At 46.6% G+C, this 22,649-nt stretch carries 24 protein-coding genes; all 24 read right to left on the bottom strand.

What is annotated here, in order from left to right; translation table 11 throughout:
• Positions 1-7: 7 nt before the first annotated feature.
• Positions 8-2,077 (bottom strand): chemotaxis protein CheW, encoded by a 2,070-nt coding sequence (locus AC50Y3_RS12515; RefSeq protein ID WP_494819051.1) that lies wholly within the window; start codon positions 2,075-2,077, stop codon positions 8-10.
• Positions 2,078-2,124: 47 nt separating this feature from the next.
• Positions 2,125-3,432 (bottom strand): protein-glutamate methylesterase/protein-glutamine glutaminase, encoded by a 1,308-nt coding sequence (locus tag AC50Y3_RS12510; RefSeq protein WP_494819050.1) that lies wholly within the window; start codon positions 3,430-3,432, stop codon positions 2,125-2,127.
• A gap of 28 nt (positions 3,433-3,460) precedes the next feature.
• The gene (locus AC50Y3_RS12505; RefSeq protein ID WP_494819246.1) at positions 3,461-4,330 is read right to left on the bottom strand and encodes a MinD/ParA family protein; all 870 of its coding nucleotides are present in this window, start codon (positions 4,328-4,330) and stop codon (positions 3,461-3,463) included.
• Positions 4,330-5,661, bottom strand: a complete 1,332-nt coding sequence (gene flhF / locus AC50Y3_RS12500) for a flagellar biosynthesis GTPase FlhF (RefSeq protein WP_494819049.1) — start codon at positions 5,659-5,661, stop codon at positions 4,330-4,332. The genes AC50Y3_RS12505 and flhF overlap by 1 nt, the downstream gene beginning before the upstream one ends.
• A complete protein-coding gene (flhA, locus tag AC50Y3_RS12495) occupies positions 5,658-7,691 on the bottom strand; it encodes a flagellar biosynthesis protein FlhA (RefSeq protein WP_494819048.1) in 2,034 nt (677 codons plus the stop codon). Before flhA ends, flhF begins: the two co-directional genes overlap by 4 nt.
• Before the next feature lie 30 nt (positions 7,692-7,721).
• Complete coding sequence (flhB, locus tag AC50Y3_RS12490; RefSeq protein WP_494819047.1) at positions 7,722-8,813, bottom strand: flagellar biosynthesis protein FlhB; 1,092 nt, start codon at positions 8,811-8,813, stop codon at positions 7,722-7,724.
• 16 nt (positions 8,814-8,829) lie between these two features.
• Entirely contained in the window at positions 8,830-9,618 is a 789-nt protein-coding gene (fliR, locus tag AC50Y3_RS12485) for a flagellar biosynthetic protein FliR (RefSeq protein ID WP_494819046.1), read from the bottom strand.
• A gap of 11 nt (positions 9,619-9,629) precedes the next feature.
• Positions 9,630-9,899, bottom strand: coding sequence for a flagellar biosynthesis protein FliQ (gene fliQ, locus AC50Y3_RS12480; protein WP_091218725.1), 270 nt, complete (start codon positions 9,897-9,899; stop codon positions 9,630-9,632).
• A 24-nt stretch (positions 9,900-9,923) separates the two neighbouring features.
• Positions 9,924-10,679, bottom strand: coding sequence for a flagellar type III secretion system pore protein FliP (gene fliP / locus AC50Y3_RS12475; RefSeq protein WP_494819045.1), 756 nt, complete (start codon positions 10,677-10,679; stop codon positions 9,924-9,926).
• Positions 10,676-11,287, bottom strand: a complete 612-nt coding sequence (locus AC50Y3_RS12470) for a flagellar biosynthetic protein FliO (protein ID WP_494819044.1) — start codon at positions 11,285-11,287, stop codon at positions 10,676-10,678. Before AC50Y3_RS12470 ends, fliP begins: the two co-directional genes overlap by 4 nt.
• Before the next feature lie 4 nt (positions 11,288-11,291).
• Complete coding sequence (locus tag AC50Y3_RS12465; protein WP_090637619.1) at positions 11,292-11,654, bottom strand: response regulator; 363 nt, start codon at positions 11,652-11,654, stop codon at positions 11,292-11,294.
• A gap of 20 nt (positions 11,655-11,674) precedes the next feature.
• Entirely contained in the window at positions 11,675-12,922 is a 1,248-nt protein-coding gene (gene fliY / locus AC50Y3_RS12460) for a flagellar motor switch phosphatase FliY (RefSeq protein WP_494819043.1), read from the bottom strand.
• Complete coding sequence (gene fliM / locus AC50Y3_RS12455; protein ID WP_494819042.1) at positions 12,912-13,913, bottom strand: flagellar motor switch protein FliM; 1,002 nt, start codon at positions 13,911-13,913, stop codon at positions 12,912-12,914. The genes fliY and fliM overlap by 11 nt, the downstream gene beginning before the upstream one ends.
• Before the next feature lie 45 nt (positions 13,914-13,958).
• The gene (locus tag AC50Y3_RS12450) at positions 13,959-14,441 is read right to left on the bottom strand and encodes a flagellar basal body-associated FliL family protein (protein WP_494819041.1); all 483 of its coding nucleotides are present in this window, start codon (positions 14,439-14,441) and stop codon (positions 13,959-13,961) included.
• Positions 14,438-14,665 carry a flagellar FlbD family protein gene (locus tag AC50Y3_RS12445; RefSeq protein ID WP_494819040.1) on the bottom strand — a complete coding sequence of 76 codons (228 nt, stop codon included), beginning with the start codon at positions 14,663-14,665 and terminating at the stop codon, positions 14,438-14,440. Before AC50Y3_RS12445 ends, AC50Y3_RS12450 begins: the two co-directional genes overlap by 4 nt.
• A 55-nt stretch (positions 14,666-14,720) precedes the next feature.
• A complete protein-coding gene (gene flgG, locus AC50Y3_RS12440) occupies positions 14,721-15,548 on the bottom strand; it encodes a flagellar basal body rod protein FlgG (RefSeq protein WP_494819039.1) in 828 nt (275 codons plus the stop codon).
• 118 nt (positions 15,549-15,666) lie between these two features.
• A complete protein-coding gene (locus AC50Y3_RS12435; protein ID WP_494819038.1) occupies positions 15,667-16,044 on the bottom strand; it encodes a TIGR02530 family flagellar biosynthesis protein in 378 nt (125 codons plus the stop codon).
• Positions 16,037-16,495, bottom strand: coding sequence for a flagellar hook capping FlgD N-terminal domain-containing protein (locus AC50Y3_RS12430; protein WP_494819037.1), 459 nt, complete (start codon positions 16,493-16,495; stop codon positions 16,037-16,039). The genes AC50Y3_RS12435 and AC50Y3_RS12430 overlap by 8 nt, the downstream gene beginning before the upstream one ends.
• 53 nt (positions 16,496-16,548) lie before the next feature.
• The gene (locus tag AC50Y3_RS12425) at positions 16,549-18,045 is read right to left on the bottom strand and encodes a flagellar hook-length control protein FliK (RefSeq protein ID WP_494819036.1); all 1,497 of its coding nucleotides are present in this window, start codon (positions 18,043-18,045) and stop codon (positions 16,549-16,551) included.
• A gap of 30 nt (positions 18,046-18,075) precedes the next feature.
• Complete coding sequence (locus tag AC50Y3_RS12420) at positions 18,076-18,984, bottom strand: MotE family protein (protein ID WP_494819035.1); 909 nt, start codon at positions 18,982-18,984, stop codon at positions 18,076-18,078.
• 52 nt (positions 18,985-19,036) lie between these two features.
• The gene (gene fliJ / locus AC50Y3_RS12415; protein ID WP_494819034.1) at positions 19,037-19,483 is read right to left on the bottom strand and encodes a flagellar export protein FliJ; all 447 of its coding nucleotides are present in this window, start codon (positions 19,481-19,483) and stop codon (positions 19,037-19,039) included.
• Between the two features lie 9 nt (positions 19,484-19,492).
• Positions 19,493-20,827, bottom strand: a complete 1,335-nt coding sequence (fliI, locus tag AC50Y3_RS12410; protein ID WP_494819033.1) for a flagellar protein export ATPase FliI — start codon at positions 20,825-20,827, stop codon at positions 19,493-19,495.
• The gene (locus AC50Y3_RS12405) at positions 20,817-21,644 is read right to left on the bottom strand and encodes a FliH/SctL family protein (RefSeq protein WP_494819032.1); all 828 of its coding nucleotides are present in this window, start codon (positions 21,642-21,644) and stop codon (positions 20,817-20,819) included. Before AC50Y3_RS12405 ends, fliI begins: the two co-directional genes overlap by 11 nt.
• Positions 21,637-22,638 (bottom strand): flagellar motor switch protein FliG, encoded by a 1,002-nt coding sequence (fliG, locus tag AC50Y3_RS12400; protein ID WP_091218765.1) that lies wholly within the window; start codon positions 22,636-22,638, stop codon positions 21,637-21,639. Before fliG ends, AC50Y3_RS12405 begins: the two co-directional genes overlap by 8 nt.
• Positions 22,639-22,649 lie beyond the last annotated feature (11 nt).

The following is a 22,649-nucleotide window of genomic DNA, read 5'->3' as shown; positions in this document are numbered from 1 at the left end:
CCCTCCTTTATTTAATGAGCGCGTTTGGATCCACGATCAAGGCAACTTGTCCATCGCCAAGAATGGTCGCACCAGAAATTGCTTCTATATTCGTTAAATATTTGCCCAGCGATTTCAATACGATCTCACTTTGACCGATAAATTCGTCGACCGTAATTGCGCACGTTTTATCGCCTTTGCGAATAACGACGATCTCCGTTTCATGCTCTTCTTCCTCTAGGAAGGACTTCGCATCGAGCACTTGACTAAGAGAGATAAGCGGTATCAATGAACCGCGATAATCGATCATGCGATTGCCGTGAATTTTACGGATTTGCTCACGCGGTACAATTCCAGTTTCAACGATAGAGGAAAGCGGAATCGCGTATTTCTCCGTCCCGAGCTTCACTAGCATCGCAGAAATGATGGAAAGCGTAAGTGGCAGCTGAATCGAGAATTTCGTGCCTTTTCCCGGTTCGGATTCTACACTTACATGACCTCCGAGCGAAGTAATTTTGGATTTGACGACGTCAAGTCCTACGCCACGGCCGGAAATATCGGAAATTTTGTCCGCCGTACTGAAGCCTGCCGCGAAGATCAGCATGTTAATTTCACTGTCTGTTAGGCGCTTGGCTTCTTCAGCTGAAACCACTCCGTTCTTAATGGCGATTTGTTTCACTTTCTCTCGGTTAATTCCGCGGCCATCCTCTTCCACTTCAATAAAGACATGGTTGCCGCTGTGGAAAGCACGGAGATGCACAACACCCGTCTCTGACTTACCCGCTGCAATTCGATCCGCAATCGGTTCGATGCCATGATCCAGCGAGTTGCGAAGTAAATGAACGAGAGGATCACCGATTTCGTCGATTACAGTACGATCGAGCTCCGTATCAGCTCCTGAGAGGATTAGATCCACTTTCTTATCAAGCGTCTTGGCAAGATCGCGAATCATACGTGGGAAGCGGTTAAATACCGATTCTACCGGAACCATTCTTAGTTTAAGTACGATATTCTGTAAGTCACTGCTGACACGAGTCATGTGTTCTACTGTCTCAGTAAGTTCATTACGGCGAATCTCACTAGCAAGCTGTTCAAGCCTAACTCTATCTATCAGCAGCTCACTAAATAGATTCATTAATGCATCCAGCCGCTCGATATCTACGCGTATTGTGCGAGAAGCATTGCCACCAGACGATACGGTTGGCTGTGTAGCCGCTGTAGCCGTTGTTGTCGCTGCTGCCTGGGATCTAGCAGCATTCACTTCTCCTTGGGCTGCGTTCACCGGACTCGCTGCTGCAACAGGTGCACTTTGCGATGCTGCGCCACAAAGCTGCTGTAAGGATTCACGATCAAGCTGTGTTATGGCTGCACCTTCGATTTCAGAAACCGTTTCAATGCCTTTGCGCAGTGCCTCTTCTGAGATGCTGGCAATCGTAAACACGGTGAAGGAACGATCGAACTTTTCTTGCTCGATCTCTTGGACGCTTGGAGTTGATTTCACAATCTCTCCGCTTCGTTCCAGGAAATCAAATACCATATAGGCACGTGCTGCTTTAAGCACGCAATCCTCGCGGACTGTCACTACTACATGATAGACGGAGTGGCCGGCATCGATAGATTGCAGGAGAATAGAGCTTTGGAACTCGTCTAAGATCGCTCCATCTCCATTGCTGCCCCCAGCTGCAGCTGCGGCAGAAGTGCTTTGCTCACTTTTATAGTCAGCTTTCACGATGGTTTGCAAGGAAGCCACGATGGACGTAACATCCGCCTTCCCCGTACCGCCGCCAATAATGTCTTGAACCATAGATTCGAGGGCATCCAGACCTTTAAATAGGGTATCAAAAATGAAGTTATCCATTTTGAGCTTGTTATTACGAACAAGATCAAGTACATTTTCCATTTCATGCGTGAGCGACGCGAGATCTTCAAAGCCCATGGTCGCTGACATGCCTTTTAATGTGTGGGCAGAACGGAAAATGATTTGAACGATGCTAATGTCTTCCGGAGCGCTTTCGAGTTTCAATAGATTCTCGTTTAAAGACTGCAAATGATCATTTGATTCGTCAATAAACATTGATAGATAAGCGTTCATATCCATTTCCATGCACCTCCTGTATAAATGGTTGCCATGCGAAAATGTATGCCTTACTTTCTGACGGCATGGGTAATTGCGTTTGCGATCTGTCGAAGCGGAATAATCGACTTGGCGACTCCTGCTTCTACTGCGGAACGCGGCATTCCATATACGACACAAGTCTCTTCCGACTCGGCAATAGCCGTTTCTGCTCCGCTGTCATTAAGAGCTTTCATCCCTTTTACTCCATCGCTTCCCATACCCGTCATAATGACCGCATGTCTGCGTAATTCCGGGAATGCGGCGCAGGATTCGAACATCGTATCGACGGATGGTCTGTGCCCGCAGCGCGGTGCATCCTCGGATAGTTTGATCGAATACCCGCCGCCTTCTTTGACAATCTCCATATGGTATCCGCCTGGAGCGATGTAAACGACACCCGCTTCTACTCGCTCTCCATGTGCAGCTTCCGTAACATGCAGCGAACTGAATGTGTCGAGCCGCTGTGCCAAGGAACGTGTGAATTTGGGCGGCATATGCTGTACAACCAGCACAGGAGCCGGGAAGTCAATCGGAAGTGTCGTAATAACTTCGTGAAGGGCACGCGGTCCTCCAGTCGAGGTTCCGATCGCAACCAAATGCTTGAAGTTTCTGGAACGTACAGGCTTATTCGGCTTCATGACCGATTCCATTTCTGAATCCACCGTTGGTAACAAGGGTTCAGGTTCCTTCTTCGTCGCGCGTTTGTTTGCTTCCATCGGAGGCGTTGGTTTCGCTGTTTTCTCTTTAGCAGCAGGCTTCCGCTCACGAAGACTCGTAAACTCTTCCATTAGCGGTTGCGCAGGCTTCTGTGGGAGCTCGTCCTTAACCATTGGTGCTGATTCAAAGCTGATTGTCACAGGCTTCGATTTAGCGATATTGGGCTTCTTCGGTGCCGGAACCGGTTTTGAAGGCTGGAACAAGTAAGAATGCCTCTTCGTCAGTACTGCGATACGAAGCTTCTCCAGCAATTGCTCGCCAACGGTATGGATATCAGGAGACATCGGTCCAGAAGGCTTACGGATAAAGTCAAAGGCGCCATTCTGCAGCGCTTTAATTGTCTCTCTTGTTCCGTCATCGCTAATGCTGGAGAGCATAATAATCGGTACCGGATGAATTCGCATAATACGCTCTAACGCCTCTAGCCCATTCATCTCCGGCATTTCCAAGTCCATCGTAATGACATCCGGTTTAAGCGTTCGTACAGCCTCGATTGCTTCGCGGCCATTATTTGCTGTAGCAATAATGTCAAATTGGGGATCAACAGCGATCAGATCACACAGAATTTTCCGCATAAAGGCAGAATCATCTACCACCAATACTCGCGAGATTGCATTCATCGATTTGCCTCCTCGATTCAAAGGATTATTATGAGAGTCTGAACATCTTATGTAGAAATCCTTTGACACCGCTATTTGCGGCGGCAGGAGTGTGAGGTACGTCAACGAATCGTTTGGCAATTTCCAAGATCGATTTCGAAGCTTCGGTACCCGGATAGGCAATAGCGAAAGGAACTTGTTTCTTTACGGCCTTTGTTACATTTGGATCATCCGGCAAAATGCCCAGCACCGGCAGTTCAATATTTAGAAAACGCTGTGCCACCAGACCGATTTTGTCTGCGGTTGCGTTGCCTTCCTTGGTATCGATGGCCCGATTCACAATCAGTTTGAATTTAACGTCATGTTCCATTGCTGTGACCATCTTAATTAGTGCATAAGCATCTGTAATCGAGGTCGGTTCAGGTGTCGTGACGACGATCGTTTCCTGGGCAGCAGTGATGAACTTGACCGTTTCCTTGGAAAGCCCTGCCCCCGTATCGAACAGAATCACATCATACTGACCATGAAGCTTGCTAATTTGTTCAGCGAAGTAGTCAAGCTGTGCTGCTGATAAATCAAGAAGATCCTTAAACCCCGAGCCGCCTGCAATGAAATGAACCCCTTGTGGCCCCTCTTGAATAATCTCCCAAATCGTTTTCTCTTGTTTCAAGAGATGGTAGAGGTTGTAGGTCGACGACACACCCATTAACACATCGATATTGGCCATTCCGATATCAGCATCGAAAATGAGCACCTTCTGCCCTACCCGCTGCAGAGCGAGTGAGAAATTCAGACTAAAGTTAGATTTCCCAACGCCGCCTTTACCGCTTGTCACCGTTATGACTTTGGTCGTGCGTCCTTCATTCTTCTGCTCTTGATTGCGCACTAAATTCCGCAGTGCTTCCGCCTGGTCAGTCATCATTGAGAAGCCCCCAACAATTGCGAAACGTAACTAGATACCTTGAACGTCGTAATATCGTCAGGAACCGTTTGACCGTATGCAATGTAAGTAGGACGGAGTCCCTGTTCCAAAGCTAAATTGAGAATGGCTCCACACGCGTTCGTCTCATCCTGTTTCGTATACAGCACTCGATCTATACCGTATTTCGCGAAGTTCTCGGCGACGCTCGACATATCGGCAAACTTGCCGGTCAGGCTGAGCACTAGGAATGTTTCTGAACGTCGGTCAGATTGAAGCAAGCTGTTTACTTCAGATACATAAAGCTCGTTGCGAAAGTTCCGGCCCGCTGTATCCATAAAAATCAGCTCGCGGTCTTCAAGCTGCTTGAAGGCTCTTGCTACTTCCGATGGAGAGAACACGACCTCAAGAGGTACATTCAGAATCGTAGCGTACGTTCTCAATTGATCGACTGCGGCGATGCGATAAGTATCGGAGGTGATGAAGCCGACTCTACGACCCGACTTTAACGTTTGCTCGGCAGCCAGTTTAGCAATAGATGTCGTCTTCCCAACTCCGGTTGGCCCAACAAAATGGATAACCTGCGTATCTCTTCCAATGACACTTGCTTCAAAATCCTTGAGCCAATCTAGCAGCATCCGTTCAGCAATGCGCCATACCGTCAATCGATCAACGGGAGTCGTCTGACTTGAAGGATCAGAAGCTTCCAGCTCTTCTTCGATTTCTTCCATTAATTTGTCAATCAGCTTCTGACTGACTTCTTGATCCAGAAGTCGATCATATAAAGCTTGCAATGCTTCAGGTCTTGTCTCTAGCTTCTGCTGCTTGGACATTTTGACAATCCATTGCTTCATATCCCGAATCTCAGAAATCAATTCATCTTCTGTCATTCGAAGCTTGCGATTCTCCGCACTGGTATGCTGCTGTTGTGCAGGTAATCTAGGCTCATATGTCGCAGATGAGGTGACACGAGGCAACTCTGATAGTTCAGGTGTTAGTTGAGCTGTTATTTCCGGTTTGGCAAGTTTGTCTTTATTGGCTTGCCGTTCGGCTACAGCAGTTGCAGCCATTGATGTAATCGAAGCCATCGTTGTCGCTGAGACAGTGGGCTGTTTAGCCGCTTGAGGGCGAGAGGGCGACTTAGGTGTCGGTGCTTTGCTTCCCGCCTCGACTGCTGCAATCACTTCGGTTTTCTTCTTGCCGAACATACCAAGAAATCCGCCAACCCGAATCTCCTTCGTATTCAAAATAATGGCATCTACACCAAGCTCATTGCGAATCATCGGCAGCGCATCGGGTAATGCATTGACCACATAACGCTTTACCTTCATAGATTCACCACTCCAATGCTTTGTACTTCAATACTAGGTTCGAGCTCGCTATAAGATAGAACCGGAACATCCTGCATCGTACGTTCCACGATTTGTCTTAAATACATGCGAATAGTAGGTGATGCGAGCACGATCGGCTGATTGCCGGATTGAATTTGTTTATTTACTTGTTCATTCAACTTCTGGTAGATGGTCTGAGTCGATACCGGGTCTAGAGCCAAGTAACTGCCTTGCTCCGAGCTTTGTACCGATTCAGCAATCTTCTTCTCAAGCGTTGGTCCCACTGTTATGACGCGAAGAGTATCTCCATTATGCGAGAATTGCTGTGTAATTTGTCTGGACAAGGCCTGGCGAACATATTCAGTCAGAATATCCGTATCCTTCGTATAGGTTCCATGATCGGCGAGTGCTTCGAATATCGTTACCATGTCGCGAATAGAAACTTTCTCACGAAGCAGCTTGGACAACACCTTCTGAATTTCACCGACATTTAGAATAGATGGAATGAGTTCGTCAACCAATGCAGGGTAAGAATCCTTAACATTGTCCACAAGTGCTTTCGTCTCTTGCCGCCCGATAAGCTCATGCGCATGGCGCTTAATGAGTTCAGTCAGATGAGTTGCGACAACAGATGGAGGATCAACAACCGTATAGCCTGTCAGCTCTGCTCTCTCTTTTGTAGCCTCATCTATCCAAATGGCAGGTAAGCCGAAGGCTGGCTCAACTGTCTCAATACCAATAACCGAATCATCTTCAAAGCCCGGGCTCATCGCAAGATAATGATTGAGCAGAAGCTCGCCGCGCGCTACTGTATTGCCTTTAATCTTAATTATGTATTCATTCGGTTTAAGCTGGATATTATCTCGAATTCGGATAACCGGTACAACAAGCCCGAGTTCAAGCGCACATTGCCGACGAATCATGATAATCCGATCCAGCAAATCGCCGCCCTGCTGCGTATCGGCAAGCGGGATAAGACCGTAACCAAATTCAAATTCGATCGGATCAACCTGCAGCAAGCTGATTACACTTTCAGGGCTTCGAACTTCTTCAATTTCCTGTTCTTCCACAAGAAGCTCTTGTGCTTCTTGTTCCTTCGTAAGCGATTTTTGCATCCTGTAGGCTCCATACGAAATCATAGCTGCAAAAGGCAACGTCGCAATCGGACCGATTGGCGTTCCAACTCCAAGCAGCGTGATCGTACCTGCTACAATGTAGAGCAGTTTCGGATAACGAAACAGCTGCGAAGTAACATCATGGGCCAAGTTTCCATCGGATGCAGCGCGTGTGACTATTAAACCGGTAGCCGTTGAAATCAATAGTGCGGGAATTTGGCTGACTAGTCCGTCACCGATCGTTAGAACAGAGAACGTATGTAACGAATCCGCAAAACTCATGCCATGAATCGACATCCCGATTACAAATCCGCCAAGAAGGTTAATGATTAGAATGATGATGGATGCAATGGCATCCCCTTTAACAAATTTGCTGGCACCATCCATCGATCCGTAGAAATCGGCTTCACGTTCGATTTTTTGACGACGCTCTCTGGCCTGTACTTCGTTGATGAGGCCGGCATTCAAGTCGGCATCGATACTCATCTGTTTACCGGGCATCGCATCCAATGTAAACCTTGCGGCAACCTCTGCGACACGTTCCGAGCCTTTCGTGATAACGAGGAACTGAACAACTACAAGGATTAGAAAGACAACGAATCCAATTGCGATTTGGCCGCCGGCTACCCAATTACCGAAAGTTGCTACTACCTTGCCGGCATGTGCATGCTGAAGGATGTTCCGTGTGGTTGAAACGTTCAGGGCTAATCGAAACAAGGTTGTGATGAGCAGCAATGCCGGAAATATGGAAAATTCCAATGCATCTTGCGTATTCATAGCTATAAGCAAAATCATGAGCGCAACTGAAATGTTGACTATTAGGAGCACGTCAAGTAAAGCTGGTGGAATCGGAATGACCATCATAAGAACGATGCCGATGATCCCGATTAATATGGTCAGGTCTCTAGCCTTCATGACGTTCCCTCCTCCATAGATAAATGTAGATTATTTCACTTTCTTTTTGAGCTTATATACATATGCCAGTACTTCCGCCACAGCCTGGAATAGGTCAACGGGAACCGTATCACCGATTTCCGTTCGATCGTATAACGCTCTGGCAAGCGGCCTATTTTCCATCATGATGACGCCATGCTCCTTTGCCACATCTTTGATGCGAAGGGCCACAAAATCCATCCCTTTTGCGATTACTTTAGGAGCATCCATTTTTGATCCTTCATATTGAATGGCAATGGCGAAGTGAGTAGGATTGGTGATGACGACGTCAGCTTTAGGTACATCCTGCATCATTCGTTGCAGAGCCATCCTGCGCTGCCGCTCCCGGATCTTCCCTTTAATGAGCGGATCACCTTCGGATTTCTTATATTCGTCCTTGATGTCTTGCTTAGACATCTTCAAGCTCTTCTCGTGTTCATATCGCTTGTACATGTAATCGAAAATCGCTAATACTGCAAGGATTGCTCCAATATATAAACCAAGCTTGATCGTAATTCTTGCAATGAGGCTAAAGATACCGCCAATCGAAACCGTCGCGAGCTGCATAATGACATCCAGTTCGCCCCACAGAATCCAATAGACCATGAATCCAATGAGAAGCAGTTTCAAAATATTTTTCACAAACTCGACTACAGAATGCATGGAGAAAATTTGTTTAAATCCTTTTAGAGGACTGATTTTACTGAACTTCATCATAAGCGGCTCACCGGTAAACATAATTCCGATCTGTGCGTAATTGCCCAATATCGCGATAAGTACCGTGATCGCAAATATTGGCGCCAATAACATGAAGCCCTGCATCATTAAATCAGAGAACAATGCGATGATATTATCCGTCGTCACTTGCATCAACAGCTTCTGTTCTAATATCAGGCCAAATATACGCATCAGACGGACCTTATAGTAATCACCCATCAAGATAAAGCTTAGAAAAATAAAGAATAGAATAAGAGCAGCCGGAACTTCCTGGCTTTTGGCCGTCTGGCCTTTCTTACGAGCATCCTGCCTCTTCTTCGGTGTTGCACGCTCTGTTTTTTCACCATTGAACATCTGTAAATCGAGCGTCCAACGATAGTTAACCATAATTACTGCCTCCTACCTAAGCTGCAGGACCTTGTAAAATGTCGAATAGCTTCCGCATGGCAGTGAACATCTGTTCAAACAAGTGCTCATACAGGACTACCAGACCCGGCATCATAACAGCCAACATGAGAAAGCCGACTAAAATTTTGATTGGGATCCCGATTACAAATACATTGTACTGAGGCGCTGTCCGCGCAAGAAATCCAAGACCAACGTCCGTTAAGAACATCGCGACAACTAGTGGTGCTGACATCTGAACGGCAAGCATAAATGTTTGCCCGAACATTCCGATCAAATAGGTGGATATGCTCCCGCTACTGACGTGGGCAAACAGCGTGTTCGTTAACGGAACCCATTCGTAGCTTTGCAGTAAAGCGGAAAGCAAGTAATGATGACCATTAATCGATAAGAATACGAGGGTTGCGATCATGCCTTTGAAGTTGCCAATGAGCGGCGCCGAAGCACCTGTCATGGGGTCAATGATGTTCGCCATACCAAAGCCCATTTGCATATCGATTAAACTACCCGCTGTATTTACAATCGTAAAAAACAGATAGGCTGCAAACCCGAGCAAAGCACCTGCTAATATTTCCCGAATGATCGCTAATACATAGTCAGCATCGGGTACAATGGTTTGTTTGAGACCATACGTTAAGAAAACGAGAAGCGATATAATAAAACAGAATCCCAATTTAAACGTATTCGGCACATTTCGAGTCGAAAAGATAGGCGCCACGACGAAAAACGCTGTTATTCGACAAAAAATAAGCAAAAAAATAGGGAATCCTTGAAGAAACAACTCCATCGATCCACAGCCTATCCGATGTATTTATACAAGTTATTCAGCAGGTTGTATGTGAAATCGACCAGCGTATTCAATATCCACGGCCCAAACAGCAAGATGGAAAGTAACACAGCCGCCACCTTAGGAACGAATGCTAAAGTCTGCTCCTGAATCTGAGTGGTAGCTTGGAAAATACTAACGATCAGTCCAACTACAAGTCCGATTAAGAGCATTGGCGCACTTGCTTTCAGAACCGTATATACTGCCTGTCCAGCCAAGGCAATGATGAAGTCTGTACTCATGCTTGCACTCCTTCCTGACAGAACCTACGGATTAAAGCTTAATAGTAACGATTTGACGATGAGATACCAGCCATCTACCAGTACGAACAATAAAATTTTGAACGGTAGCGATATCATAACCGGTGGAAGCATCATCATTCCCATCGCCATTAGCGTACTGGCGACTACCATGTCTATAATGAGAAACGGTATGAATATCATGAAGCCCATCTGAAATGACGTTCGAAGCTCGCTTAGCGCGTAAGCCGGAACCATAATCGTAATTGGAACATCCTCTATGGACTTCGGCTTCTCTGTCTTCGTATATTTCAAAAACAGAAGTAAGTCTTTATCTCTCGTTTGCTTCATCATGAATGTCTTCATTGGAACAGCGGCCTTGTTAAGCGCTTCAGTTTGCGTTAATTCACCTTTGAGATAAGGTTGAAGAGCCACTTGATTAACTACCCCTAAAGTCGGCGACATGATGAAGAAGGTGAGAAACATTGCAAGTCCGATCAATACTTGATTCGGAGGCATTTGCTGCGTTCCGAGTGATGTACGGACGAAACCCAGAACGATTACGATTCTAGTGAAGCTGGTCATTAATACGAGAATGGCCGGAGCCACACTTAGAACGGTTATCATCAATAAGAGGGAAAGCGCGCTCGTACCAGGGGTTTCACTGCCGCTGTCTCCAATACTTACGCTTACATTTGGCAGCGGCTCTGCAAAGGCATGAGCGTGAAACAATAGGGTAAACACTTGAAAAGCAGCAACTGCTAGTAATAGTTTCTTGTTCATTCATCCAACAACCGATCATTTTGATTTTGCTCTTTAAGCAGTTCCTCAACCTTCTGCTTCTGATCTGACTGACGCATCATCCCGTTATTGAGCAGTTCCTTGAATGAGGTTGCAGTTTGCCAAGGCTCGCTAGTAGGCTCATCAGCTTTGTTGCTTCTACGGAATCGACTGATAACATCCGTCAATGTCGGTGTGTTCCAATTACGACCGTTCTGTTGTTCAATAGCTTCCAAGATTGCTGATGCCGCTTCCGGATCATCGATTTTATCGAGCAGGGTGATATCTTCACCAACACCAACAACGTAAACTCTGCCGGAGAGCTCTACCACTTGCAGCGATTTATTCTGACCAAGCGGAATGCCGCCTAATGAACGAAGCGCTCGATTGGTCCCCCAACCACGATTACGACTGGAAAGCCACTTAATAACGAGGATGATAAGTCCGATGACCAGCATGAGCGCAATGATGACCCAGATGTAATACCCGATACTCGTCCCGATTACCGGTTTATCCTCATCACCGCTAATCTCTGCTGACGCGAGACTTGCTGTCAAAAGCCAGCCGGAGACAGCCATAGCAGCAAGTCGAACACTCTTTAAAACCTTCATTCTATTACCCTAGCGTTTTCTTGATCGCTTCAATTACGCGGTCAGCCTGGAATGGTTTAACGATAAAGTCTTTTGCGCCGGCTTGAATAGCATCGATAACCATAGCTTGTTGTCCCATTGCGGAGCACATAATCACTTTTGCATTGCCATCGATTTTCTTGATTTCTTTCAAAGCTACGATACCATCCATCTCCGGCATCGTAATATCCATTGTAATAAGATCCGGTTTCAATTCTTTGTATTTCTCGATTGCTTGAGCACCGTCTTGTGCTTCCCCTACGACTTCATATCCGTTTTTTGTAAGTATGTCGCGGATCATCATTCTCATAAATGCTGCGTCGTCTACGATTAAAATGCGATTTGCCATCGTTTCTTCCCCCTAAGGTGTTATTGTAATTTTGAAATACGGTCCCATTGGCTTACGATATCAGTGACACGAACACCGAAATTCTCATCGATAACCACTACCTCGCCTTTGGCGATTAACTTGTTATTGACCAAAATATCAACCGGTTCCCCTGCCAGCTTGTCCAGCTCAATGATTGACCCCTGAGACAACTCAAGAATATCCTTAATTTGCTTCTGAGTTCTCCCTAATTCTACTGTGACCTTAAGCGGTATGTCGAGTAATAAATTTAAATTTGAATCATCTGTCTGCACATACGGCGCGCCTTGGAAATTAGCGAATTGTACAGGTTGTACATTCACATTGCGGTTCGCTGCGGCACCATAAGTTTGAGGCCCAACAGGTGCTGCTGCATACTGCGGCATCGGTGGCTGCATGTAAGCTGCCGGAGGCGGCATATGAGCTGCCGGCGGTTCCGGTATATAGGCCGGAGGAGGTGTATGCACAGGTGCCGGAGCAGCTGCCGGAGCAGCTGCTACAGTTGTATGTATAGGCGCTTGAACAGGTGTTGGGGCCGGTGTAGGTTCAGAAGCTGAAGTTCCGCCCATCAGCGTGTCTACCATCTCTTTTGCAAAAGAAATAGGCAGGAGCTGCATGATGGTTGAATCAATCAAGTCGCCGATAGCCAAACGGAACGATACTTTAATGAAGAGATCGTCCGGCGGGAGCTTCTCTACGCCTGAACCGCTATGAATATCCAAAATATCGATACCCGGTGGTGAGATGTTTACAAAGCGGTTGAAGATGGTAGACATCGATGTCGCAGATGAGCCCATCATTTGATTCATCGCTTCTTGCACAGCGCTGATATGGATCTCATTCAGCTCTGAACCAAGCAGCTTTCCTTCACCGCCAAGCATTAAATCCGCAATGGTCTGTGCATCTTTTGTTTTAATAACGAGTGAGTTGATTCCTTGGAAACCATCAACATAGCTTACAGATACGGCTACGTGCGGTTTAGGGAACTCATTATCCAGTTCACTGCGTTTGATCAAAGATACTTTTGGAGTTGTAATATCTACTTTTCTACCAAGCAGTGTCGAAAGAGCTGTTGCTGCGCTTCCGAATGTTATATTGCCGATTTCACCAAGTGCATCCTGCTCGATTGAGCTCAGATAATTATTTAATTCCTGCTCCCGGTTAAACGACTCCGGCATCTCAGCCTCATCGGAAGTCTGACGCAGCAAGGCATCGATTTCTTCTTGAGATAAGTAATCTTTACTCGTCATACTCTTCTTCCACTCCTTCAGTGAGGATTTCATCAATTTGAACGGCCATACGATCTTTAATCGATCCTGGGCTGCCGATAAATTTCAGCTTATCCCCGACTTTAATATCAAGTCCTTGATCTATTGGTTTACTGAGCGATATGACATCTCCCACCGAAAGTCCCAAAAACTCTCGAATCGAAATGCTGGACTGACCAAGCTCACATACGATTGGCAGCCTAGCTTTGCTCACACGCTGCTTCAGGACCTCTACTTCCTCAGGAGCCCTTGTCTTCTTCTGCGACACGAACCAATGGTGTACGGACAGTCTAGGCATGATCGGTTCGATTACGACGTGCGGGATACATAAGTTAATCATCCCGGTAGTATCGCCAATCTTCGTACTCAGCGATATGAGCGCGATGGTTTCGTTCGGTGAAACGATCTGCATGAACTGTGGATTCGTTTCAAGTGCTTCCATCCGAGGTGAAATATCAATAATTGTCTTCCAAGCCTCTTGTAAGCTCTCAAACGCCCTGCTGAATATTCGCTCCATAATGTTCGTTTCGATTTCAGTCAGTGCGTTGATCTTGGAAGGCGCCAGACCTTGCCCTCCCAGTAATCGATCCAACATCGCATAGGCAACGTTCGGATGAACCTCAAGCACCATCCGGCCTTCTAACGGCTCCGCTTCGAAAATGTTCAGAATCGTCATCTTGGGAATGGAGCGGATAAATTCGTCATAGGGCAGCTGTTCAACTTGAACAACACTAATTTGTACGAATGTACGAAGCTGTGCTGAGAAATAGGTGGTCAAGTATCGCGCGAAGTTTTCGTGTATCCGAGTTAAGCTTCGGATATGATCCTTCGAGAAACGGACCGCACGTTTGAATTCATATACACGAATTTTCTTCTGCGTCTCTTCCTTTTTTAATTCTTCAGCATCCATTTCACCGGATGATAAAGCAGCGAGCAACGCATCAATCTCGTTCTGCGACAGAACATCAACCAATTATTTCACCCCCTTCAAGGAATGCGTCATGTTGCAAACTAATGACTACAGCGTCGTCACGATAAAGTTTGTTACCTCTACCTTAATGAGCTTGCCTTCCGGCAGCTCCTGATTGATCAAATTCAGCAGCTTCGCGCACAGCTCGTCTTTACCGGCAGAACCTTTAACTTGATCCGGCTTCATGTCAGATAATGTGCGAATAATGATCGGTTTGATTTGGATATCTTTAATTTTATCGAAATCTTCTTTCGTCGATTTCTCATCTAATTGAAAAGCAAGCCCAAGTACCGCGATGTATTCCGGGTCCGCCAGGTTTGTTTTAATATCCGCAATTTCACTGGTCAATTTAACCCGTTCATCCGCAGTAAGCTTGACCACCTTTACGGCTTCTGCATTATTTGCCGCTTTGCCAACAGCGTCCTTCGGATCATCCCCACCCATAAGTGAGTTGTACAAAATAACAGCTACGATAGCAATTAGTGTGATCGCTAGTAAAATGGTAATCAGCCAGGGCAGCATTTTTTTCATGTCGAGGGTCCCTCCGAATGTTCACTCTTTATGGTAGCCGCATAAACGCCTATACTGCGAAGATACGACTGTATGGAGGCAATAACTTCATCGGCCTTATCCAATACCAGTAATTTTTTTCCGGTTGTTAAGGTAATCAATGTATCCGGTGTTTCTTCAACTTGCTCGATCAAGAGCGCGTTAATATGTAATGTCTTTCCATTCAAACGCTTTACTGCGATCATGGACTTCCTCCTTAAACTAGCAGGGAGGCAGGTAGGCCTCCCCTACGGTTATTCACTAGTGTTTCAAGTTAACAACCTCTTGCAAAATCTCATCAGAAGTTGTAATGATCCGTGAGTTAGCTTGGAATCCACGTTGTGCGACAATCATTTCGGTAAATTCAGAGGTTAAATCAACATTCGACATCTCGAGTTGACCTGCGATAATTGCGCCGGTACCTGCCTCAGCGTCGCCGGCTGTAGTCATGACCACTTCACCGTCAACATTCGCGTTTGGCGTCATCCGGTAAAGGTTGCCTCCGATTTTCTCAAGTCCGTTCGGGTTCGTAACTTTCACGACGCCGAGTTGGAAACTTGATGGCTGGCTTTGACCGTCCGCTCCAACCGAAATGATCGAACCATCCTGTGAGATTGTAAAGGATTTAACCTCACCTGGATCTAGTACAATCGGGCCGCCATTAGAATCTAGTACAAACATGCCATCGCCATTAACAAGTTGGCCTGCTGCATCGAGCGTGAAGTTACCTGCGCGAGTCAGATAAGGCGCTTCAGCACCGTCTGCCGATGGAGAAACCGCGAAGAATCCATCACCATCAATACGAACATCGGTAGGCACGTTTGTTGTCATTGCACTACCCGGTGTGTGAATTGTATCAATGGATGCAATCGCAACACCGAGGCCCACTTGCTTTGCATTGACGCCGCCAGTCGTTCCTTCTTCCGGACGCGTTACGCCGGAGACCGTTTGGCTTAGAATATCCTTGAACATGACACGGCCTGCTTTAAAGCCTACCGTATTTACGTTCGCAATATTGTTACCGATGACGTCAAGCTTCGTTTGAAAACCACGCATGCCGGAAACGCCGGAGTACATTGATCTTAACATGAATTGTTAACCTCCTAGTGGTGTAAGTACAGTTAATCTGCCTTGCGAAGAAGTCAATCGTGTGAGTCGCTTCAGTCGATCCACGACTCTTCGGCTTCCAATATGAAGGTCCAGCCGATTAAGAAACAATAACTGCACTGTCAATTTGGGTGAATACATTGCCTTGGAGTGAATTACCGTCCATTGCAGTGATGACAGTACGAGTTGGAACATTGACAATCATCGCGATGTCGCGATATACAACCAGCGAATCTTTCGCACCTTTTGCGGCAGCCTGATCGATTGCGTTCACGATTTTGGATAGCGTTTCGGGTTTGAACGTTATGCCGCGCTGCGCCATGCGTAACTCGGCGTGATTGCTGAATTTAAGCACATTGCGGTCCAACACTTCTTTAAACGATGCTGTACTCGCTGCTGCGCTCTCTTGCTGGTTCGGTTTACGAAGCTGGCTATTCCCGGTAAGGCGTAAATGGCCGATCTTCAAGATATCATCCATTCGTATTTTCACCGCCTTGATCAGCGATCGATACGATGTCATCCAGCTTTATATCTTTATCGCCGATTCTTGCATATTGCGCTTTATCTTTAATAATAATTGAATCCACTTTTCCAGTTACAGCAAGCATCTCACCGGTATTGGCATATTCATACCACTGAACTTCCTTGCCGATCATGCTGGAGGCCATGCCCAGGTTTTGACGGAGCATCGTTAATTGATCTGACATGTTTACCAGCTGCTCGACAGAAGAGAATTGCGCCATCTGCGCGATGAAATCCTTATCCTGTAAAGGCTGCATGGGGTCCTGATTTTGCAGCTGCGTTACAAGAATCCGCAGAAAATCATCTTTGCCAAGCGATGTGTCCGCTTTCTTCTCAGCTGCTGCTTGGACATTGCTGGCACTGTAATAAGGCCAAACGTTGCGGGTAGAAATATTATCACCGGACATTTTTCTCGTCACCTCCGATCTGTAGGTTCATCGTAATCATACATAACCGTAGGTTATGCTCTCGTATGAATACCTCGGCCTAGGCCTAGATCACGGTCAACCGCTTGTTCCATCGTTACTTCTTCCAACCCTGAATCAAAGTCGATCTCTCCGATCGTTTCATCGCTGGATTGACGTTTGGAAGTTCCTTGCTCTCTTCCGCTTTGCCCTTGACGGTCTTGGAACATGTTCGGCAGTACAGATGATTGCGTTACCTCGAGCTTCTCAACTTGCATCCCCTGCGCTTGCAGCGTGGAACGAAGCTGTGCCATTTGATTTTCCAGCATATCCTTGGCAGTTACAGTATCTGCTATGAACTGAGCCGTGAGTGTACCGTTATGCATCGATATATTGACATTCACTTGGCCGAGATGCTCCGGGAATAGCGTCAATTGCGCATTGGACATGCCATTGCTTGCCGTTACATTAAACTGTCCCACAACCATCTTTTGAATGGTTGAAACGAACTGCTGGATGGGAACAGGCTGTTGAATCTGTTGCTTCGAAGCCGTTATCGCTTGGCGCTGCAACTCTTGATTACCAGCTAATAGAGCTAGATTGATGTTGCTTGGCTCTGTAAGCGGCTGCGATGACTCAACCTCACCCTGTGTTGCTTCAGGTTTTGCCGTTGCTTTCACCAATCCTACATGTAGTAATTGGTGTGCCATGCGCTGAAGATGATTGTTGGTTACAGGGGGCGTTTGCAGCGCACGGATGGAATCAATCTCGTTCGATTGCTCGGATGGTTGTGTTCCCGAGACCGTTGCCGACTCCGATTTCTTCCCATTGATTAATTGTTCGATTGCAATCAGCTGCTTGCTAACCACTACGTTTTGTTCACGATCTGCCGCGTTCCCTTTTTGCTTTTGCAAGAGTGACCGCAGGTCAGATAATGCATCTTGTAAGCCTGATTTCAATGCGGAGATCGCTTCAACATTCACAGACTCTTTGCTAGAAGCAGCTGAGGTCGTTTGTGCTGCTTGACCTTGCATGTTGGCAGCTAACGCTTGACCATTCATCATGCCTGCCATGATACTAAGCAGTTGGTTGATCCCACCAGCTGAATCGCCTTCGACTTGATTATCAATGTCCGCAGTTTGATTTCCTGTAAGCGGAAGTACGGGCTGTACGGATGGCATACCGGAAAGCATGCTCAACAGATTGTCTAACTGCACCAAAGCATCGCCCAAACTGCTTTCCGTTGTCGTTTGAGCCAAATCTTCACTGTCTGCATCATCAAGCTTCTTTAGAAGCTCTTCAATGGCTGCAAGCAACTCGGTAGACGATACATTGTCGCCTAATAGAGATGCTAGGGTATTTACCGGTAACTGCGAAACAACGGCGGCATCTTTGGAAGGTTGTGCAGAAGTCGAACCTGCTCCATTACCGGCAAGCGTCTGAACTAAGGTCTGGTTAAACTCATTGCCTTCAGTCCCTTTACCAGACGCTGTACCTGATACCGCAGTTGGAGCATTAACGCTGGAAGAAGCATTTGATACTGGCATTTGCATTATGTATTTCACCTCCTTCGGCAAACAGCATTATTTGCCTAGCATTAGCTTTGAAACCAATTGTGCCGTAATGTCTTTGTTCAATCCCGACATCTCCGCAATAATCTTAGAGCGTGACGCATCATCTACCGCATTTAGAATACGAAGCACTTTACTTGGGCTCACATCTGCCATCTTAAGCAGCAACTCTCCGGCACTTGCCGGATCCATAGTTGAGAAAGTAGTGTTGAGCTGTGCTTTGCTAAGTACGATCTCTGGTTGAGCGACTGCAGAATCTTGTTTCTTGATTCTGGCTTGAAGCGCGGCGATCTGACGATCCTTTGCGGTCTTCACATCTTTCAGCTTGACCGTTGCCTCAGCCGCTTTCTTCGGATTCATCTTCTCTAGTACTCGAACGCGATCATCCGGTTTCATAGCATCCATCACGAGCACGGCTTCATCCATCTCCATGCTTTCGAGGATTGGGGCCGCTTTGCTTGGCGTAATCTTGCCATACATGGCTGCAAGCTCATTGATTTTGTTCTGGTACTCTGCATCGTCCAGCGCCTTCTTCGTACCCTCTTGCTTAAGCTGCTCTACTTGAGCTTGTAAATCTTTAAGCTGCAACGATAATCTCGTTTTCTCATCCGCTGCCTTGCTAAGCTCGGTTTCTTTCACGGTCAATTGCGCTCTCAGCTCGCTAATCTTAGCTGTCGTATTTTCCGATTTGATTTTACCTTCATCCACAACAGCTGAATTCTCATCAGTAGCAGGCTCCGGCAGCACTTTGTTCAAAAAGGGAACCGTATTCCCAATTTCAAGTGCCTTATTTCGCAAGTCGAAATTAAACAGCGTGACCAGTACGCCAAGCAGTATGAGCGTAAACAAGATCGGTGTGACAAAAAACATAAACCGTTCAAACCCGCTGTAGCCCTGCTTCTCCATATCCAAATCCGCCAAAATAAGTCCCTCCCTCGGGTATTGGCTCCCGATTCGCAAAACGTCTCAACTGTTAGTGCGCTGCGTACATGAAACGAACAGATGCCATTTCATCAAGCTCATTCTGCTCGATAAGCAACATATCGGCTTGGAAACGCTGACGCGCATTATCCTTCGATTTCTGCCATACCTTCTCGTCTTTCATTCGCTCAGACAATTCATTCCGTTTGACTTCGACGGCAGCTTCAGCTTTCTTGATATCCATCATTTTCTGTTTAATGCAAAGATCCAGATAATCGATGTACTCTTGGATTACCATAAGCTCCGAGAGCGTCACCGCCTGATTCGATGAAAGCTGCAAACGGTCGCTCCATTCTGCTCGATCCTGATGAAGCTTTAAGAGTGATTGTTCCTCATGCTGAAGCTCACCGACGACAACGGATAATTGCCATTCCGCTTGCGATTTCTCGCTTGTTTTTAAGTCGACGATTTTTTGATAGGCGTAAAGAAATCGTGCCATCTAGCTAGTTCATCTCCCGTTTGAGGCATGAAATTCGTGAATGAGCCTCTCTTTTGATTCCTCATAGCCAACCTTTTCGTTCGTTTTCTGACGCGTAAAAGACCAGATATTGTCGATTGAATCGATGGCTTGATCAATTTTTTCGTTAGAACCTCGTTGGTACGCCCCAATATTGATCAAGTCTTCCGAATCTTTATAAATTGAGAGCAAACGTTTCAGTTCATTAGCTGCCTCTTGCTGCTCTTCGGGCACAATTTCCTTCATAACCCGGCTAATCGATTGAAGTACGTCGATCGCAGGAAAATGACCTTTATGTGCTAAAGCACGGCTGAGTACGATATGACCGTCCAGAATACCGCGAACAGCGTCGGCAATAGGCTCATTCATATCGTCACCATCAACGAGGACGGTATAGAATGCTGTAATGGAGCCTCGTTCACCTGTTCCAGCACGTTCTAGCAGCTTAGGCAGGTTTGCAAACACCGACGGCGTGTAGCCTCTCGTTGCAGGCGGTTCGCCGATGGCTAGTCCGACCTCACGTAATGCCATTGCATACCGGGTGACGGAATCCATCATGAGCATTACATTCAGACCTCGGTCACGGAAATATTCCGCAATGGTCGTCGCAATAAGCGCGCCTTTGATTCGGATGAGTGCCGGTTGATCTGAAGTAGCAACAATGACTACAGAACGAGCGAGTCCCTCTGGACCAAGATCCTTCTCCATGAACTCGAGTACTTCGCGTCCACGCTCACCGATCAATGCAATTACGTTGACGTCAGCCGAAGTGTTTCTTGCGACCATGCCGAGAAGCGTGCTCTTCCCTACGCCGGAGCCTGCAAAAATACCGACACGCTGGCCTTGACCTACGGTTAACAAGCCGTCGATCGCTCGAACACCAATGCTGAGCGGATCTTTTACTCTCGGTCTCGAAAGTGGATTGCTCGGCAGATTATGAGTAGAGTGATGAGGCATTCGGCTCGAGATATAAGAACCGTCTAACGGCTGTCCGAGACCATCTAACACTTTGCCTAGCAAATCGGAACCGACCTGCACCGTTAAAGGTTTACCTGTACCCACTACATCGCAGCCGGGTCCAATGGATTGGAGCTCTCCCAGCGGCATTAGAATAACCTTGTTATTACGGAAACCTACTACCTCAGCCTTAAGTGGTTTAGTAGACTTTGCCGGATAGATCAAGCAAACATCACCGATGCTGGCATCCGGACCTTCTGATTCTACGGTCAACCCGATAACCTGTGTGACCTTACCATTGACGCGAACAGGATCAATTGGACGTAAATGTTCAATGTAGCGCTCTACATCCAACCTATTAGTAGTCATCAGCCGCTCCTTGTTCATCCGCTTGATGCGCTAATTGGATGAGTTCACGTTTTATTTCGGTCAACTGTGTATCAATTCGTGCATCGATGCTGCCAAAGGAAGAACGGATCACACAACCGAATTCCTTGACCGAAACATCCGGCACAATTTGTAATTCAGCTTGAGAATCTATCACTAGCGATAATTCTTCACGAGCGGCTTGTACGAACGTTAGCTGAAGAGGTGACACGCACAATGTGATCACACCTTGCTCTCTGCGACGTTCGAGCGACTTACGAATAATATCAAGTGACCAGTTCGGATCAATCGTCAATTGCTTCTGAATGATCTTCTCTGCAATTGCCGTGCTGAGCGCAACGACGAACGGTTCCGCTTCTTGAATGATTTGTTCTTTTGTGTCATAGGCAGAATCGAGAATCGATCTGGCTTCAGTCAGCATCACTTCCCAGTGCGCTTGCACATCCGCTTCGGCTTGTGCCTTGCCTTCCTGGTAACCCTGCTGAAAACCTTCATGATGGATTTGTTCCATCAGCTGTTCGTCCTGCAGACGACGTTCCAACCACCACTGGTCGATTTGAGCGTTAGCCTCTGCGTGCATGATCTCAATTTGCTCGCCAGTCTCTTGAATTCGCTGCTTAGCGAATTGTTCAGCATCGTCAAGGATTTGATCTCGCATGGTAAGTGTTTCCACACTTGGCCCTGCAGGCTCGCTTTGCTGTTCGTCAGGAGCCGGCGTTTGAATATACTTGTTATACCATTCAAGCCGCTTTAAGTCTTCTACGGAAATGACATGCGAAGATTTGTACAACTTAGACAATGATATCATCCCCTCCACCGCGGGCGATGATGATTTCACCGGACTCTTCGAGTCTGCGGATCGTTGCTACGATGCGCGTTTGAGCTTCCTCAACGTCACGCAGCCGGACAGGTCCCATGTATTCCATCTCTTCCTTGAATGTCTCAGCCATTCGTTTGGACATGTTCCGGAAGATAGCTTCACGTACTTCTTCGCTCGCAACTTTAAGCGCAAGCTGTAGGTCGGCATTCTCGATATCACGGATAATACGCTGGATGGAGCGATTGTCGATATTGACGATATCTTCGAAGACAAACATTCTTTTCTTGATTTCTTCCGCAAGTTCCGGATCTTGAATCTCAAGCGCATCCAAGATGGTACGCTCGGTACCCCGATCGACGCCATTTAATATTTGAACAATTGATTCAATACCGCCTGCACTTGTGTAATCTTGAGTAACGGTAGCTGATAGTTTCTGTTCGAGTATGCGTTCCACTTGCGAAATGACTTCTGGCGAAGTGCTATCCATAAGTGCGACACGACGAGCAACTTCAGCTTGCTTCTCTTGCGGTAACGAAGATAGAATCTGTGAAGCTTGCTCTGCTTGCAAATAAGAAAGCACCAAAGCGATTGTTTGCGAATTCTCGTTCTGAATGAAGTTGAGAATTTGGCTCGCCTCCGCCTTGCGGGCAAAATCGAACGGACGAACTTGCAATGTGGCAGTTAAGCGGTTGATAACTTCCATTGCCTTGCTTTCGCCAAGCGCCTTCTCCAGAATTTCTCGAGCATAGGTAATGCCGCCTTGCGAAATATATTCTTGAGCAACACAGATTTGATGAAAATCGTTTAAAATCGTTTCTTTGTCCAGCGTATCAACCTTGCGAACATTCGCGATTTCCAGCGTCAGCTGTTCAATTTCTTCTTCTCTCAAATGTTTGAAGATTTGAGCGGAAACTTCAGGCCCGAGCGAGATTAATAAAATTGCCGCTTTCTGACGACCGCTGAATCCATGCATCCTTGCCACCC

This window comes from Paenibacillus sp. J22R98, assembly GCF_059383835.1.
Note: the sequence above shows the minus strand (reverse complement) of the source record. Positions and strands in the feature narration are given on the sequence as shown.